This is a genomic window from Roseiflexus sp. (assembly GCF_057785375.1).
On the sequence record NZ_JBYNRX010000054.1, the window covers coordinates 1 to 14,709 of the forward strand.

The window sequence follows — 14,709 nt, forward strand, 5'->3', positions numbered from 1 at the left end:
GAGAGGTGAGAGGTGAGAGGTGAGAGGTGAGAGGTGAGAGGTGAGAGGTGAGAGGCGAGAGGTGTGAGGCGAGAGGCGAACGTTGAACGTGGGGAGGCGGAGAGGTTGTAGGGGAGCGCCCACGCGCACAGCAGGCAGCGACGTTGCGATGCAACGTCGCTGCCGGGATGCGCAGGGTGCAGGTTGACTGTGGGAAGGTTGAAGGGAGTTCAAAACGCGCGCCGTTTCAAAAAGCGCGCAATTTGAAGCAGGGTGCAGGTTGACCGTGGGAAGGTTGAAGGGAGGGGCGCGCTGGCGGTGCGCCCGTGGAAAGGTTGCAGGTTACGGCACGCGATCAAACCCTTATCCCCTGACCTCCAGTTCCCGGTTCTCAGTTCCCGGTTCCCGGTTCTTGAACCCGAGGCGACATATGTATCACGATCTCATTATTAGTGGATCAGGCGGTCAAGGCGCCCTGTTTGCCGGGCAGTTACTGGCGTATGCCGCAATGGACGCCGGGTTTCAGGTGACCTGGATGCCGTCGTATGGTCCTGAGATGCGGGGAGGAACGGCGCACTGCACGGTGATCGTGTCTGATGCGCCGATCGGCGCGCCGCTGGTGCGCAACCCGCAGACGGTGATTGCGCTGAATCGTCCTTCGCTCGATAAATACGAACCGTTGGTTGCAACCGGCGGTCTCCTGATCTACAACAGTTCACTCGCCGGGCGTGAACCGACGCGCCCCAACATCACGCTGGTCGGTGTGCCGGGCAATGATCTGGCGCGTGAGATCGGCGACGAGCGCGTCCTTAATATGGTGATGCTGGGGGCGTTCCTGCGCCTGCAACCGATCCTGCCGCTCGAAGAGATCTGCCGGGCGCTGGAACGCCATATGGCGAAGCGCCGCGAACTGTTGGCGTTGAACATTGCGGCGCTCCAGCGCGGGTTTGAGGTCTATCCAGAAAAGATAGCCGGGTAGGCGAAGGCGATGCCTTCGCCTATCCGGCTCACTTCACGTGGCGCTCGTTTGGATAGCCTCTTATAGAGCGATCAACCAGAACCTGGACAATTAAGGACGTGGAGCGGCAGGCGTTAGATTCGACGGCGAAACGCAGACGATTCATGTCCTATCCGCTGATCAATCAAGGACATGGAGCGGCGGACGTTGGCTGAACCTGTCGAAGCCAACGTCCGCCGCAGGAAGGTCAACACGGGCAGTTATGGTGCAACATTTGGTTAATCGCTCTATGAGCGGGTCAACCGTTCCCGCACTGCGCTGATGATCGTTTCGGGCGCCGGGAATCCGCCGTCGCGATACATCGAGTGGACGAGTTCGCCATCCACGGCGACATCGAAGGCGCCGTCCTGCCATGGAATGATTTCGATGCCGGCGATGTCGTAGTGGAAGGCGTGCATCAATGCCGAGACGAGCTGCAGCGTCTGCGGTTCATACCCGCACGATGCACAGTAGACGATTTTGATCTTGGGCGGATGTCGCCCGCTGTCGATGTCCATTCCTATGCCTCCTGGCGAGTTGCCAACCACTGGCTGAGCAGTGCACGCAGTTCGCGTACTACCTCACGGTCGGCGAGCAGGCGGGTTTCGGCGCGAAACGCGGCGAATGCCTGCATCAGCCGCGCACGCGCGGCATCGGGCAGCACCGCGATCGATGTTCCCGGCGCCACGCCAGCAAACGCCGGATCGGTCGCATAGAGGTTTGCCATCATCTTCTCCTGCATCTCGGTGATAACGGCGGGACGCTCGATCCAGTGACCGATCGGGCGGAACTGCTGATCAAAGAATGCAAACACCGGAATTGAACGGTGAATGCCCTGGTTCAGATACTGGTCCATCAGGTCAGGATTCTGGTCACGCAGAAAGATGCGCAGATTGAGTTTGTCGCTCTCGGCGGCGAGTCGCCCCTGGATCGGAACATTGGCGATGGCATCGCCGCACCAGTCCTCGGTGATCACCAGCACGTGCAGCGGTTCGGGGAGACCGGCGAAGAACTCAATATCATTGATCGACAACTCAACGGTGCGCTCGTTCTCTTCCAGGCGCTCACGGTTGCGGGTCATCTGCGCTTTGTACTCATCGTAGGTCATGCCCTGCTCGAAACGTTCGCGTGTGACGGTCATAGATTGCTGGTTCTCCTTTGCTTTTTGCCGATTTCATCCAGGACGCCAAATGTGAGACAACCCCTTTGCCAACCGACGTGCGCGCGGCGCCGGGCGCATATTGGTTCACAGGCATGCGGGAGGGTACAGCGTCATCTCCAGCGTCGCCACCCCCCACAGGCGGCATACCCGGAGTGGGTATATCTTACCTTGTCTTCAGTACGAACAGACTCAGCGAAGGGATGGCTGTGACGCCGGTCCATCCAGACGCACAGCGGCGCCCGCTTCGGCGCTGCGGTAGATCGCATCCACAATCTCGGTGACCTGCAACGCCTGGTATGCCTGCGAGACCGGTTGCCGTCCTTCGAGGATCGCGCCGACGAAATCGGCGGTCTGTACATCACCGGGATTGTCGCGCTCAGCCGGCATCCAGTCGGGTTTCCAGCTCACGAGCATATCGAGATGCGCCTTGTTGACTTTTAGCGGGAAGACTTCCATGCCGGCGGCGGTTCCCGAAAGCGAGACATTTTCGTAGTTCTCAGGGATGTTCAGCGCCCAGGAGCATTCGAGGAGCATGCTGGCGCCATTGGCGAAACGGATGAACGCGGCTGCCTGATCCTCGACCGTGAATTCGCGGTAGTTCCACTGCCCCCACGGGTTGACGTTCGGCGCTTTGCCGAGGTGCTGCGAGATGCTGGCACACACTTCGACCGGCTGCGGGTTGCCCATCAACCAGAGCGCGGTGTCGAGCAGGTGGACGCCAAAATCGATCATAGCGCCGCCGCCCTGGATATGCTTTTGCACGAATGTGCCCCAAGATGGGACGCCGCGACGGCGGAGGGCGTACACCCGCGCCATATACACGTTGCCCAGTTCGCCCGAATCGACAACGCGACGAGCGGCGCGCACCGGCGCCATATGGCGGTAGTGGAAGGCAATGCTGAGGATCTTTTCGTTCCGCTCGGCGGCGGCGACCATAGCGCGCGCTTCGAGCGGGTCGAGCGCCATTGGTTTCTCACAGAGCACGTGCAGTCCAGCATCGAGTGCAGCAATCGATGCCGGAGCGTGGAACTTGTTCGGCGTGCAGATCACCGCTGCGTCGAGCTGCTCTTTCTCGAACATCTCGCGGTAGTCGGTGTAGACGCCGGGGATCTCATACTCCTGTGCCGCGGATTCCGCCAGATCGACGACAACATCGGAGATGGCGGCGAGGCGGGCATTTGGATGCTTCTTGAAACAGGGAAGATGGCGCCCGCGCGCGATATTGCCGGCGCCGACGATACCGACGTTGATGATGGTTGAGGTGGTCATGACGAACTGGCACTCCGTAAACAACGTGGTCTGCGGATATCAGGATTGAAGTGAATCGAGGCGCACCTGCCGCCCGGTTGCTGCTGACAGGTTTGCCGCTTCCATGAGCATGGTCAGAGCGAGCGCCGCCTGGACGTTGGCAGTATGGCGTGCGCCACGCTGAATATGGTCCACCCACTGGGCAAATGGGAGCGGCGACGATTCCGGGATCTCCGGTTCGACCCAGCCATCGGCGCCACGCACGCGCAATACCGGCGGCGGCGCAGTGTAGACCAGACTGGTGCGTGTGCCATGCACCTCGATGGTGAATGGCGATGCGGGCGTGACAAACCCCGCCTCGACGACCGCGATCGCGCCGCTGGCGTAGCCGAGCGTCACGACGGCGTTGTCTTCCACCGCTCGCCCGGTGACGTACCCGTAGTGCGCATTGACCGTCTCCGGCATTCCGAGGAAATGGTGCGCCAGGTACATCGGGTGGCATCCCAGGTCGATCATCGCGCCGCCGCGGCACTGGTCGGGGTCGTAGAAATGAGGCGGCAGCCAGCCGTCGGGGTTCTGTTCGGTGCGCAGAGCGCCATTGTGCGCCAGGCGGGTGCGCACCAGCGTCGGTTCTCCAAGTGCGCCCTGAGCGATCAGGCTGGCAATCGCCGCCGTGTACCCTTCTGAAAGGCGTGGCAACGACACGGTCAGCGTCACGTGCGCCTGATCGGCGGCGGCGATGATCTGATTGGCTTCGGCGAGGGTCGGCGCGAGCACCTTTTCGGTAAAGATATGCTTGCCGGCGCGCGCTGCGGCCACCATTACATCGCAGTGCATGGAGGTCGGCGCATCCACGATCACCGCATCGATCTCCGGCGACGCCAGGAGGTCGTCGAGCGATTCGTAGAACGGCATGCCCAGTTTTTCAGCGGCGGCGACGCCGCGCGCGGGCAACTCGTCCCAGACGGCGCCAATCGTGACATCAGGGTGACTCTGCGCCTGGCGCGTGTAGTCCCAGGCATGGACATGCCAGTAACTCAGCATAGCGACACGGATCATGGTCGCGTGCGTCCTTTCTTGTAAGTCGCAGGGTCGTGCGGGGAAGAGGAGCAGACTCCCAGGGGCGATGCTGTATCTCCGCGCGAACCAGAACGAGTGCGTATCGCCCGCTGCGATTATACCACCGGTAGCGGCGCTGCCCTACCTCACCATGAACTCATCCCTGGGAAAGAGATCGCGGTTGATATCACTCGATGGCGTTGGAGGAACAGACGGATCAGAAACCCGCGGTTGCCGTTTGACGAAGTACTCATCGAGCCATTGCATGATGTCTACGCCGGATTGTTGATAGTACGCACGGGTAAACGGATCTTCAAGCCGCCGGTAGATCGTCTGAAGATCCAGTTGAATGGGTTGGTTGCTGCCGATCAGAATATCGCCAAAATCGACATAATGCGGAAAGACCTGCACGAACGTCGTGCGGACGCGCTCAGTCGGAACCCAGGTCACCGCCAGACCGCCGGGGTTCAGATGGTTGAGCACCAGGCGGAAGTATTCTTCCGAGTAGAGATTACCGGCGTAGGCGCTGGTTGGGCGCAACGCATCGGCCTCGATCATATCGTAGGTGCGTCCGCGCTGCATAATGTAGGAGCGCCCGTCCGTGATCTCGTAGGTGATGCGTGGATCGTTCAGAATGGATCGCAGCGCCGGGTAGTCGCGCCGTTGCGCCATGTCGCGCAGCATGTCCATCTGCGAACCGACGATTTCGATACAGATCAGTTCCTTTGTTTCGCCGCGTCCGCCGGCGTGGAACAGCGTATCTCCCGATCCCAGTCCGATAATCGCAATGGTTTGCGGGTTGGGATGGATCAGCACCGGCAGGAAACCGAGGACGCTACGCGTCCAGCCATAGGGAATGGCGCTCTGCCCGATGCCATTGGACATCACAAACGCACGCCGGGAAAAGTCGCTGGCGCTGCTCTTGATCAGGGCAAGCCCGGTATTGTCTTCTGCAACAATCGCGTTCTCCGGCGGGACGCCGTGCAGGGTCGCCCAGAAGGTCTGTGCGTCTGGAACGGTAAGCGCCAGACCGGATGCAAGCGCCACGCTGCCGGCATACGCGGCGCGGCGCACCCATACGCGCACCAGGCATCCCCACGCAAACAACGCCAGGAAGAGCCCCGACAACACCGCAATGACTCTCAGGCTGCCAGGTGTTCCCAGCCATGAGAGCGCAACCAGTCCGGTCAACAGTGTGCCGAGCATGCTGCCGATGATATTCGATGTTTGCAGCCAGCCGACGCGCCTGCCTAGCGTCTCCGGGTCACGCTGAACGATTTTCTGGAGCAACGGGAAACTCATTCCCATAAAAACCGTCGGCAATCCGATAAGGATCACTGGCAGGATCACGTAGAGCAGAAGGAAGAAACGGGCATGCTGCGACGCTTCTGGCGTCAGTGCGCCTGGATTGAACAGAAAATCAGGCAAGGCAGCCGTAGCGTCGCCCACATTCAGCGGTTCATAGCCGCCAAAATAGAGCCAGAACGGCGCCAGCAGCGACGCATGGTTCACCTGCCCAACAAACACGGTGATCGTGACCAGCGCGCAGACAATAACGCCAGTTTGCAGCAACAAGAAGGAGTTCATCGGACGACGATCATGGGGCGCGCGTCGAATGCCAAGGAATGTGCCGAGCGCCAGACCGCCGAGAAAAATGGTCAACAGCGTGCCAAACGTAAACGCCGTCGATTTGAGCATGACTCCCAGCATGCGGAACCACAGAATCTCCAGTGACAGCGCGATGAATCCGGAAACACCGTAGAGTGCAATCCAGACCGGCACAGGCAGCCGTTGGATGGATGTTCCCTCTGCATGCGCAGCCGTCGCCTGTGCGCGTTCAGGCGCCTGCGCGCCTGACTTCATCAGAAACCACGCCAGCGGAAATGCGGTGAATGCGACCAGCGCGTTGATCGCAGCGCCCATGTGCAAAATGGTCTCGAAACTGTTCTGCCGTAGCAACACCCAGGTCGTCACGCCGGCGCCGACGGCGGCGCCGAGGGTGTTGATACCGTAGAGCGAACCGATGGTGCCAGCCGCCATTTCAATCGATCGGGTGAGCGCTCGTGACAGTGTTGGCAGTGAGACGCCCATGCAAAAGGTCGGGATCAACAGGCTGACAAACAACACCACCGCCATCAGCAGCGGCGACGAGGCAAGATGCGCATTGTGCTGGTAGAGCCAGTCGTAGTAGAACCCTTTGCTGCCCAGCGCAAACAGGGCGATGCCCAGCTCCACCCCGGCGAACAACGCCAGGTTGCCCCAGCGCGACAGACGATCCGCCAGATACCCGCCCGTGAGACTGCCGACTCCCATGCCAGCCATATACGCTGCGACAATAATGGTGACTGAATAGACGTCAGCGCCTGAGAAGAAGCCAAGCACGCGCTGCCAGATGACCTGATAGAGCAGAGCTGAAAAGCCAGACGCGAAAAAGATGGCGAGTGCAATGAACGATACCAGTTGCCCGGTGCGCAGGAAAACGCGCAGTCTGGGGCGCGGGATCGCGCGATCTGACTCCAAATGATGCCTCCTCTCCAAAAAACCGTCGTTGACTCATATGATTCAGGGCGACTCAGCCAGATGCAGGCGGTCGCACCGCCTTCACGCGGCTGGTTTATGTTCAGAAACAAAGAACCCGCCAGTCGCCCAAAACGGGGGTTCGGGGGAGGTTCTCGAAATGCAGAAGCGGCGGCGCACGATCTGCAACCCGCGCCAGCGTATGGCGCTGCGCCGACCCACAGCATCCGTCGTGCGAGCGAGACGCTCGCACTCCCAGGACAACTATACCATATCCCGGTCAGAATCAAAATGTGATCGACAGCCCGCCATCCGCAACGAGTGTGTGCCCGGTGATGTAGGTGCAGCGCGGCGAGATGAGGAACGCCACGGCTTCGGCGATCTCTTCGGGCATTGCAGGGCGTGCCAGGGGAATGCGGCGTCTGCGCACGTAGAACTCCTGGAACTCCAGCGTTTCGTGTTCGTTGACGCCATTAACGATCGCCATCGGCGTTTCGACGAAGCCTGGCGCCACCCCGTTCACCAGGATGCCATGCGGCGCCAGTTCGACCGCCAGGCAGCGCGTGAGTTGGTCGATCGCGCCTTTTGCCGAGTTGTAGTGGCTGGATTGCGGCATGCCGAGGAATCCGTTGACTGAAGAAATATTGACGATGCGCCCGCCGTTTCCCTGGCGGACCATCTGCCGCGCCGCCGCCTGGCTGCACCGGAATGCGCCGAAGTACATCACATCGACGGCGCGCACCCATTCGTCGAAAGTCACGTCGAGCAGATCGGCGGTGTAGAAGATGCCTGCATTATTCACAAGAATATCGAGATGCCCGAACGCCTGCACTGCTGTATCGACCATGCGCTCTGCATCGCGCGTCACATCCGCCTGAACGAAGATCGCCCGTCCGCCAGCCGTGGTGATCGTATCAACCGTCGCTGCACCACCCGATGCGTCCAGGTCCGCCACCACAATTGCAGCGCCATCACGGGCTAACGTCAGCGCTGTCGCCCGCCCGATACCGCTGGCAGCGCCGGTGATCAGGGCGACTTTGCCTTCGAGCAAACCGCTCATCGTACTGCTCCATCACGATCAATGCGTTCAACGGCGCTCATGCCGCGGTAGAGCACGGCTGTCACTTCGGTATCGAGTTCCGCCCCTGGCGCCAGGCGACTTGCGGTCCCCTGCGCAATCGCCTCTTCGAGCCGGCACGGGTAACCGGTGCACGGTTCGAGAATGGCGGTGTACAGTCCACGCCAGCCGCCATAGGCGCCAAAGACCCATACGGAACTGAACACTGCCGGATCGAATGCCAGACCGAAGCCCGCAGCGCGCGCGGTGTCGGTGAGAGCGCACCAACCGGCGTCGAGTTCGATGGCGTAGAAGAAATCGCAGAGCGCCGCGCTCTGTGGCGGAATCTGGCGCATATCGACCGTGGCGCCAGCGGCGGAGTGCGCCAGGGGCCAGGTGAACTGCTCGATCGTCACGCCGAGCCGTTGGCGAAACCCTTCGTCAACCAGCACCGTGCGCGCCGGAAGATCGATCCGGCAGCCGGGATCAATTGCCAGCGCCGGGTGGAGTTTGAGCAGAAAATCGAGCGGCGTTACTCCATCGTTGCGAATCCGGATCACCGGCTCGTCGGCGCGCAGCGTGATTGACTTTTCAACGAAGGTCGGTGTGACCACGCCGCTGCGACTCAGGCGCAGCCGTATTTCGTGAGCATCGACATCCGCCTGCCAGTCATACGGCATCGACCACAACTCGCCGTGGTCGGGGTAGGCATCGCCGCCGATGACAGCAGGCGCGTCGTTGGGAAACAGTTCGTCCCACCCGCCGCAGAACCAGTCATCGTAGGCGGCGCCATAGATCGCCGGACGCGGCGGCACGCGCGGGTTGTGCCAGAGGGTTTCGCGGTCCGCCAGTTTATCGACCAGCGACCAGATTTTCGCGCCTAGTTCTGGCAGAATCACCGCGCGCAGATAGCGGTTTTCGAGCAGCAGCGCCCGAAAACCGCGATAGGTCCAGTGAGGATCGAAATGAACAGTGCTCATCGGTCAGTGAATACGCAAATGCGACAACGAATAAAAGAATGCACCCGCCCGGTGTCCAACGTGCAACGTCAACCTCCGTGTCCTCTGTGGCTCTGTGTTTCTGTTGGCGGGCACACAAAGGCAATTTGGCATAGTAACGTTCAAAATTCGTCGCCGGGCGCCCACGGGGACGCCCTGACGACCACCATCGTCACATTTGCAGGGGCAGGCTCCCGTGCCTGCCCACGCCGGGCGCCGACAAGGGGGCGCCCCTACTGCCACAACCGCCGTATTGGTAGGGGCAGGCCCCCCTGCCCGCCCACGCCGGGCGCCCCACCGCCACAACCGCCGTATTGGTAGGGGCAGGCCCCCGTGCCTGCCCACGCCGGGCGCCGACAGGGGGAGCGCCCCTACCTTCAACCTTCAACTTCGATCAGGACAATCTCCGACCCGAACTCTTCCAGCGCCACTGTGATCCCATCGCGTTCCAGGTCGGCGCCGGTGCGTTGCAGGGTGCGTTCGCCATCGACGAATCGTACGGTGTACGCCGCATCGGGCAGCAGACCGCGCGGCTTGAAGGTGCGTTCGGCGACATCACCCTGCGCGCGGTAGACCATCACCACGCTGCGCGACCGGTCGGACGAAACCGCCTGGATAGCGTCCCATCCCCAGCCCAGGCCGTCGATGTTGTGGAGCGGCGCTTTCAGGTGGATGATCTTCGCCGAACGGATGAGATGGCGCAACGCCTTGTACTCCTCGATGGCGCGCCGGGTGTCTGCCATCTGCGCGTCGTTCCATTCGGTGACGCGCTGCATCAGGATGAGCGGTCCGCCAAAGATGGAACTGCGCAGGGTATAGGGCGAAGGGTCGTCCTGCATGTAGCGCACGCTGTAGCGCGGCGAGAAGGGGTAGGACGCGCCGTACACCCCCTGCCGCGTCGCATACGATGATGTGTTGTCCACCGTGATGCTCGTGTGGTATAGCCACGCCATTTTGTAGGTCATCATACAGCCGCCGTCCTCACAGTTTTCGAGCGTCAAATGCGGGCGGGCGCGGCGCAACGATCCGATGACGATGTCCAGCCCGTACTGCGAGTTGGCGTAGTTGCTGTCACCCGGCGCATGCGTGTGATCGCTGCGCTCACACCGTTTCACCATGTCCTCGCCGTCCTGAATGATGTAATCGATCCCTTCTTCGTCCACCAGCCGGATCAACTGCTCGATCAGCCAGGCGCGGCATGGTTCGTGCCCCAGGCAGAGCGGACCTGCGCCATAGTAATCGTTGTCGGTGTGGATGAGCCAGTCGGGGTGCTCTCTGGCGATCGGCGCCTCCGGGTTGCACTGCGCCAGCGCGATGTGCACGCCGAAGCGCATCCCGTAGGAGTGCGCCCGTTCGACGAGCGGCTTCAGTCCGCGCGGAAACTTGACCGGATCGGGGCGCCAGTCGCCGATCATGCGCGCCCACCCCAGGTCCATTACCGCAAGTTCGACGCCAAGTTCCGCGCAGCGGTCAATGGCTGCCAGTTGCTGCTCTTCGTTGATGTTCTGCTCGTAGCGCCAGGAGTTGTACTGCACCCACGGGTAGCGGTCGTCGGGCAGCGGGGGATGGACGTGCGTCTCGGCGAAACGCTGCGTCACATACCCTGCCTCGTCCCAGTCGCCCTCGAAGCGCCCGACAAAAAACGCCGGGATCTCGAAGATCGCGCCTGGCGCCAGGCGGTGCGCCAGGTCATCGATCCGGCTCACGAGGTGCGCCCGTTCTGTCGTTGCCCATGCGTGCAGCCGGCTCTTGCCGTTGAACTCGATGCCGCACGCCACGCCACGCCCGCGCTTCGGCGGATCCTCATTCCAGTCGGGCAGACCGTCGCGCAGGGCGAACCAGGCGCAACTGGAGGGACCCCAGTGGTGGGCAGGATACGATCCCATGCGGATCTCGTGGGAAGTGTATCCCACCCGCAACCAGACCTCATGCTGGCTGAAGAAGTCGCGCCGGTAGTTCCAGCTGAATTGATCGACGTGGAACAGGTAGAGTGGCGGCGCAGCGTGCGGCGTCAGCGTCAGAATGTCGCACTGATCGATCAGCGCCGCCGTGCTGCCGCGATTCTCCAGTGTCGCCCAGGTGCGCACAAACGGATGATCGGCGAACAGGTGGAAGCAGCGGGTCAATCGCAGGTTGCCGTCCGCAGTATCGAGCGTCAGCGTCAGCAGGCGACCGCCATCATCAGTCGTCTGATCGTCTGCCTGGACGACCTGCGCCCACAGCGGCGTTCGTCCATCGACGCGCAGGGCGCTCCCTGTCGCTGACGACAGATCGAGTCCTTCAGTTGCGCCGCCGAGAGTCCAGGTCAGGCGCCCGTCTGTCAGTGACACGGTGATGGTCACGAGGTCAGTTGAGAGCGACCATGTCTCAGGCGTGGCGCCTGATCCAGAGCGGGTCATGCTGTTTATCCTTTCGCAAGAAGCGCATTGGCTTCTTCATCGATCTTCTTCGCCGCCTCTTCCGGCGTCATATTGCCAAGAAACAACTGATCGAACGTCGGCAGCAGCACCTCGCCGAAAATCTGCTGATTATTGCGTGAGTAGAAGTCGCCGAGCCGCGCGCCTTCGATCGTGCCGAGGACTTTGCGCAGCCCCGCTGGTTGCCCGACGTACATCTCCTCGGACTCGCGCGCCGAGCGCGCAATCGGTATCCAGTCGTGGTTGCTTGCCATCGTCTTCTGATAGGTTGTTGTTGACCAGCGCGAAAAAGCGAACGAAGCGTCGATGACCTTCGAGTCCTTGGGGATGACCTGCCCGCCGAGCCAGTAGGCGGAGACGCGTGTATCCTTCCACTTGGGCAGCGGCGCCATATCCCATTTGAACGGCACGTCCTGGAACCCGCTGATTGCCCAGCTGCCATCGAAGAACATCGCCACCTTGCCGGTCTGAAAGATGCCAATGTCCTGGGCCGTCGCCGAACGCTGGGTTTTGGTGGGAGCAACTTTATGCTCGAAGATCAGATCGCGGAGAAAGGTGAGCGCCTCCACATTGACGGGATCGCTCACCTGGAACTTCGTCGGCTCGACGATTTTATCGAAGAATCCGCCACCCATCGCCCACGCCAGCGTCTGCGCGCCCCACCAGATGTCCATCACGCCGACATCCATTCCCCACTGTGTGGTCTCATCGCCGCTGCGCTTCGTCAGTTTCGTGGCTGCATCGAGCACATCGTCCCACGTCCAGGTTTCATCGGGATACGCCAGACCCTCGGCATCGAAGAGGTCGCGGTTGTAGTAGAGCGCCAGCACCTGGATGTTTTCGGGCAATCCGTAGAGATTGCTGCCATCGAAGCGCCAGGCGTCGAAGAGTTTGACCGGATACTCCTCAGCGTTCATCAGTTCCGGCGCCAGATCGACATATGGCTGGAGGTTGGCGAGCAATCCTGCCCGGTAATGCCCATACGCCTGCACATCGAAGAAGTAGAGGTCATACGGGTTCTTCGAGCCATACGCCAGATCGATGCGGGGCCAGTACTGATCGTAGGGCAGGAGTTGCAGGTCGAGATCGTACTGGCCCTTGAACGCTTCGTTGAACATCTGCGCACGGACTTTGAAGTTTTCGTCGATCACCGGTCCGTTGCTCCACATCAGAGCGCGGATCTTCGTCGGTTCGCTGGAGACCTGGGCTGGCGCCGTTGTTGGCGCCTGACCGGTGGGCGTGGTCGGCGAGGCGCCACAGGCAGCCAGCATGCCGGAGGCAAACGCCGCTCCCCCCAACGCTGCGCTACGCAGGAACTGTCTTCTACTCAGACGAATGCGGTGTGTCATAATAGTGTCCTCCTCTGCATTGCTTACTGCCACAAACGTTCGATGGTCGATGGGTGTCTGGAAGCAGCGTGCGGCGCTTCTATCCCTTAATCCCCGTCATCACAATGCCGCGCACAAAATAGCGTTGCGCCAGAACGAACAGAATAAGCGGCGGTACAATCGAGATGGTCACCGCTGCCATCAACAGGTGCATCTGCGGCCCGATGCGCGGTGATCCCTGAAAATAGGAGAGCGCCACAGCAATCGTGCGTTTGCTCTCATCAGTGAGGTAGATCAGCGGCGTGAAAAAGTCGTTGTACGTTCCCACGAATGTAAAGACCACCACCGTCGCCAGCACGGGATAACTGAGCGGCATCATAATGCTCCACCAGATCTGGTAGACATTGGCGCCATCGATGGTGGCGGCCTCTTCGAGTTCGCGCGGGATTGTCAGGTAGAACTGTCGCATCAGGAAGATAAAAAACGCACTGCCGAAGTACGCAGGCACGATAAGCGGCAGAAACGACCCCACCCACCCCAGTGCATTGAACAGCAGGTACGTTGGCACGAGCGTCACTGCGCCGGGCAGCATCAGCGTCGAGAGCAACAGCATGAAGATCGTGTTCTTCCCCGGCGCCGACAGGCGCGCAAATCCGTAAGCGCTGAGCGAACAGGAGAGGAGCGTGCCAACCGTCACCAACCCGACGATAATGGTGGTGTTCCAGGCATACAGGTGAAACGGCACACGTGTCACTGCCTGCATGTAGTTCCCCCACTGCGGCGGGTTGGGAAACCAGATCGGCGGCGAGAGGTACACCTGGCTCGCTTGCTTCAGCGATGTCGAAATCATCCAGAAGAACGGGATCAGCACCAGCGTGGATCCCGCCAGCAGGATAATCACCACTGCCAGAGATGCCAGGCGCGCCTGTCCGCGGCGGGTGCGCCAGAAGACATGCGGCGCAGTATGCACACGCATCAGTTCCTCCCCGGCCGCTCACTCTCGTAGTAGACCCAGAGCGGCGACGATTTAAAGACCAGCAACGTCAGCGCCAGAACGATCAGGAACAGCACCCATGCCACTGCTGCGGCATAGCCGAAATTCAGGTACTGAAAGGCGTGGCGGTAGAGATAAACCGAAAGGAAAAGAGTGGCATTATTCGGACCGCCGCCGGTGATCACATAAGCCTCGGTAAAGACCTGCAACGCGCCAATGACCCCCAGCACCAGGTTGAAGAAGGTCACGTGCGAGATCATCGGCAGTGTGATGCTGGTAAACTGCCGCCACCGTCCGGCGCCGTCGATCTCGGCGGCTTCGTACAATTCCTGCGGAATGCCCTGCAAACCCGCCAGGAAAATCAACATTGTTCCGCCAACGCCCCACAGGCTGGCGATGATCAGCGCCACGAGCGCCCACGTTTCATCGAACAGCCAGTTGGGACCGCGAACGCCGACGCCGCGCAGCAGGATATTGATGATCCCGTAATCGCCATTGAAGAGCCAGCGCCAGAGCATCGCCACGCCAACGCCAGAAATGACCGTCGGCAGGTAGTAGACCGAGCGGAAGAACAGAATCCCGCGCATTTTGTGGTTCAGGAGCAACGCCAGCCCCAGTGCGACGACCAGCCCCAACGGGACACTGACGATTGAATAGGTGGCGCTGACTCTGAGCGACTGCCAGAAGAGTTTGTCGTTGAAGAGTCTGTCGTAGTTCGCCAGACCATTCCAGCGCGGATCGGTCAGAATATTGTAGTCGGTGAAACTGAGCAAAAACGAGGCGACCATCGGTCCCAGCGTGAAGAACAGCAACCCGAGGATTGCCGGCGCCATAAAGATGTAGGCATGGATTGCTTCGATGCGCCGTCGGCGACTCGCCCGTCGTGCACTTTGTCGCACTGCGATCTGTGGCTGAGGATGAGGTGTATCCACTGCGCTGCTCTCCAGTGAGAC

General features: G+C 61.0%; 12 protein-coding genes. 1 reads left to right on the top strand and 11 read right to left on the bottom strand.

Translation table 11 applies throughout. The features are described 5' to 3' along the window. Positions 1-409: 409 nt before the first annotated feature. Complete coding sequence (locus AC3EA7_RS09290) at positions 410-958, top strand: 2-oxoacid:ferredoxin oxidoreductase family protein (RefSeq protein ID WP_488613766.1); 549 nt, start codon at positions 410-412, stop codon at positions 956-958. A 266-nt stretch (positions 959-1,224) separates the two neighbouring features. Here AC3EA7_RS09290 and AC3EA7_RS09295 read toward each other — a convergent pair whose 3' ends face one another. The 11 genes from AC3EA7_RS09295 to AC3EA7_RS09345 all read right to left on the bottom strand — a co-directional run bounded on the left by AC3EA7_RS09295 (position 1,225) and on the right by AC3EA7_RS09345 (position 14,688). Continuing rightward, the gene (locus AC3EA7_RS09295) at positions 1,225-1,494 is read right to left on the bottom strand and encodes an Rdx family protein (RefSeq protein ID WP_488613767.1); all 270 of its coding nucleotides are present in this window, start codon (positions 1,492-1,494) and stop codon (positions 1,225-1,227) included. 2 nt (positions 1,495-1,496) lie between these two features. Then, positions 1,497-2,117 (bottom strand): thioredoxin family protein, encoded by a 621-nt coding sequence (locus AC3EA7_RS09300; RefSeq protein WP_488613768.1) that lies wholly within the window; start codon positions 2,115-2,117, stop codon positions 1,497-1,499. A gap of 210 nt (positions 2,118-2,327) precedes the next feature. After that, the gene (locus tag AC3EA7_RS09305) at positions 2,328-3,407 is read right to left on the bottom strand and encodes a Gfo/Idh/MocA family protein (RefSeq protein ID WP_488613769.1); all 1,080 of its coding nucleotides are present in this window, start codon (positions 3,405-3,407) and stop codon (positions 2,328-2,330) included. 39 nt (positions 3,408-3,446) lie between these two features. After that, the gene (locus AC3EA7_RS09310; RefSeq protein ID WP_488613770.1) at positions 3,447-4,445 is read right to left on the bottom strand and encodes a Gfo/Idh/MocA family protein; all 999 of its coding nucleotides are present in this window, start codon (positions 4,443-4,445) and stop codon (positions 3,447-3,449) included. A 141-nt stretch (positions 4,446-4,586) separates the two neighbouring features. Further along, positions 4,587-6,965: a spermine/spermidine synthase domain-containing protein gene (locus AC3EA7_RS09315; RefSeq protein ID WP_488613771.1), complete on the bottom strand. Its 2,379-nt coding sequence runs from the start codon at positions 6,963-6,965 to the stop codon at positions 4,587-4,589. A gap of 283 nt (positions 6,966-7,248) precedes the next feature. Then, positions 7,249-8,022 (bottom strand): SDR family NAD(P)-dependent oxidoreductase, encoded by a 774-nt coding sequence (locus AC3EA7_RS09320; RefSeq protein ID WP_488613772.1) that lies wholly within the window; start codon positions 8,020-8,022, stop codon positions 7,249-7,251. After that, entirely contained in the window at positions 8,019-8,999 is a 981-nt protein-coding gene (locus AC3EA7_RS09325; RefSeq protein WP_488613773.1) for an aldose epimerase family protein, read from the bottom strand. Before AC3EA7_RS09325 ends, AC3EA7_RS09320 begins: the two co-directional genes overlap by 4 nt. A 395-nt stretch (positions 9,000-9,394) precedes the next feature. Next, positions 9,395-11,416, bottom strand: coding sequence for an alpha-galactosidase (locus tag AC3EA7_RS09330; protein WP_488613774.1), 2,022 nt, complete (start codon positions 11,414-11,416; stop codon positions 9,395-9,397). Positions 11,417-11,421: 5 nt separating this feature from the next. Then, positions 11,422-12,783 carry an ABC transporter substrate-binding protein gene (locus AC3EA7_RS09335; protein ID WP_488613775.1) on the bottom strand — a complete coding sequence of 454 codons (1,362 nt, stop codon included), beginning with the start codon at positions 12,781-12,783 and terminating at the stop codon, positions 11,422-11,424. A 79-nt stretch (positions 12,784-12,862) separates the two neighbouring features. Beyond that, positions 12,863-13,738 carry a carbohydrate ABC transporter permease gene (locus AC3EA7_RS09340; protein WP_488613776.1) on the bottom strand — a complete coding sequence of 292 codons (876 nt, stop codon included), beginning with the start codon at positions 13,736-13,738 and terminating at the stop codon, positions 12,863-12,865. Continuing rightward, a complete protein-coding gene (locus AC3EA7_RS09345; protein ID WP_488613777.1) occupies positions 13,738-14,688 on the bottom strand; it encodes a carbohydrate ABC transporter permease in 951 nt (316 codons plus the stop codon). The genes AC3EA7_RS09340 and AC3EA7_RS09345 overlap by 1 nt, the downstream gene beginning before the upstream one ends. Positions 14,689-14,709: the final 21 nt, after the last annotated feature.

Excerpts from the sequence above, each read along its gene's own strand:
- AC3EA7_RS09295 (WP_488613767.1), bottom strand. The coding sequence starts at position 1,494 with ATGGACATCGACAGCGGGCGACATCCGCCCAAGATCAAAATCGTCTAC.
- AC3EA7_RS09330 (WP_488613774.1), bottom strand. The coding sequence starts at position 11,416 with ATGACCCGCTCTGGATCAGGCGCCACGCCTGAGACATGGTCGCTCTCA.
- AC3EA7_RS09300 (WP_488613768.1), bottom strand. The coding sequence starts at position 2,117 with ATGACCGTCACACGCGAACGTTTCGAGCAGGGCATGACCTACGATGAG.
- AC3EA7_RS09305 (WP_488613769.1), bottom strand. The coding sequence starts at position 3,407 with ATGACCACCTCAACCATCATCAACGTCGGTATCGTCGGCGCCGGCAAT.
- AC3EA7_RS09325 (WP_488613773.1), bottom strand. The coding sequence starts at position 8,999 with ATGAGCACTGTTCATTTCGATCCTCACTGGACCTATCGCGGTTTTCGG.
- AC3EA7_RS09340 (WP_488613776.1), bottom strand. The coding sequence starts at position 13,738 with ATGCGTGTGCATACTGCGCCGCATGTCTTCTGGCGCACCCGCCGCGGA.
- AC3EA7_RS09290 (WP_488613766.1), top strand. The coding sequence starts at position 410 with ATGTATCACGATCTCATTATTAGTGGATCAGGCGGTCAAGGCGCCCTG.
- AC3EA7_RS09335 (WP_488613775.1), bottom strand. The coding sequence starts at position 12,783 with ATGACACACCGCATTCGTCTGAGTAGAAGACAGTTCCTGCGTAGCGCA.
- AC3EA7_RS09320 (WP_488613772.1), bottom strand. The coding sequence starts at position 8,022 with ATGAGCGGTTTGCTCGAAGGCAAAGTCGCCCTGATCACCGGCGCTGCC.
- AC3EA7_RS09310 (WP_488613770.1), bottom strand. The coding sequence starts at position 4,445 with ATGATCCGTGTCGCTATGCTGAGTTACTGGCATGTCCATGCCTGGGAC.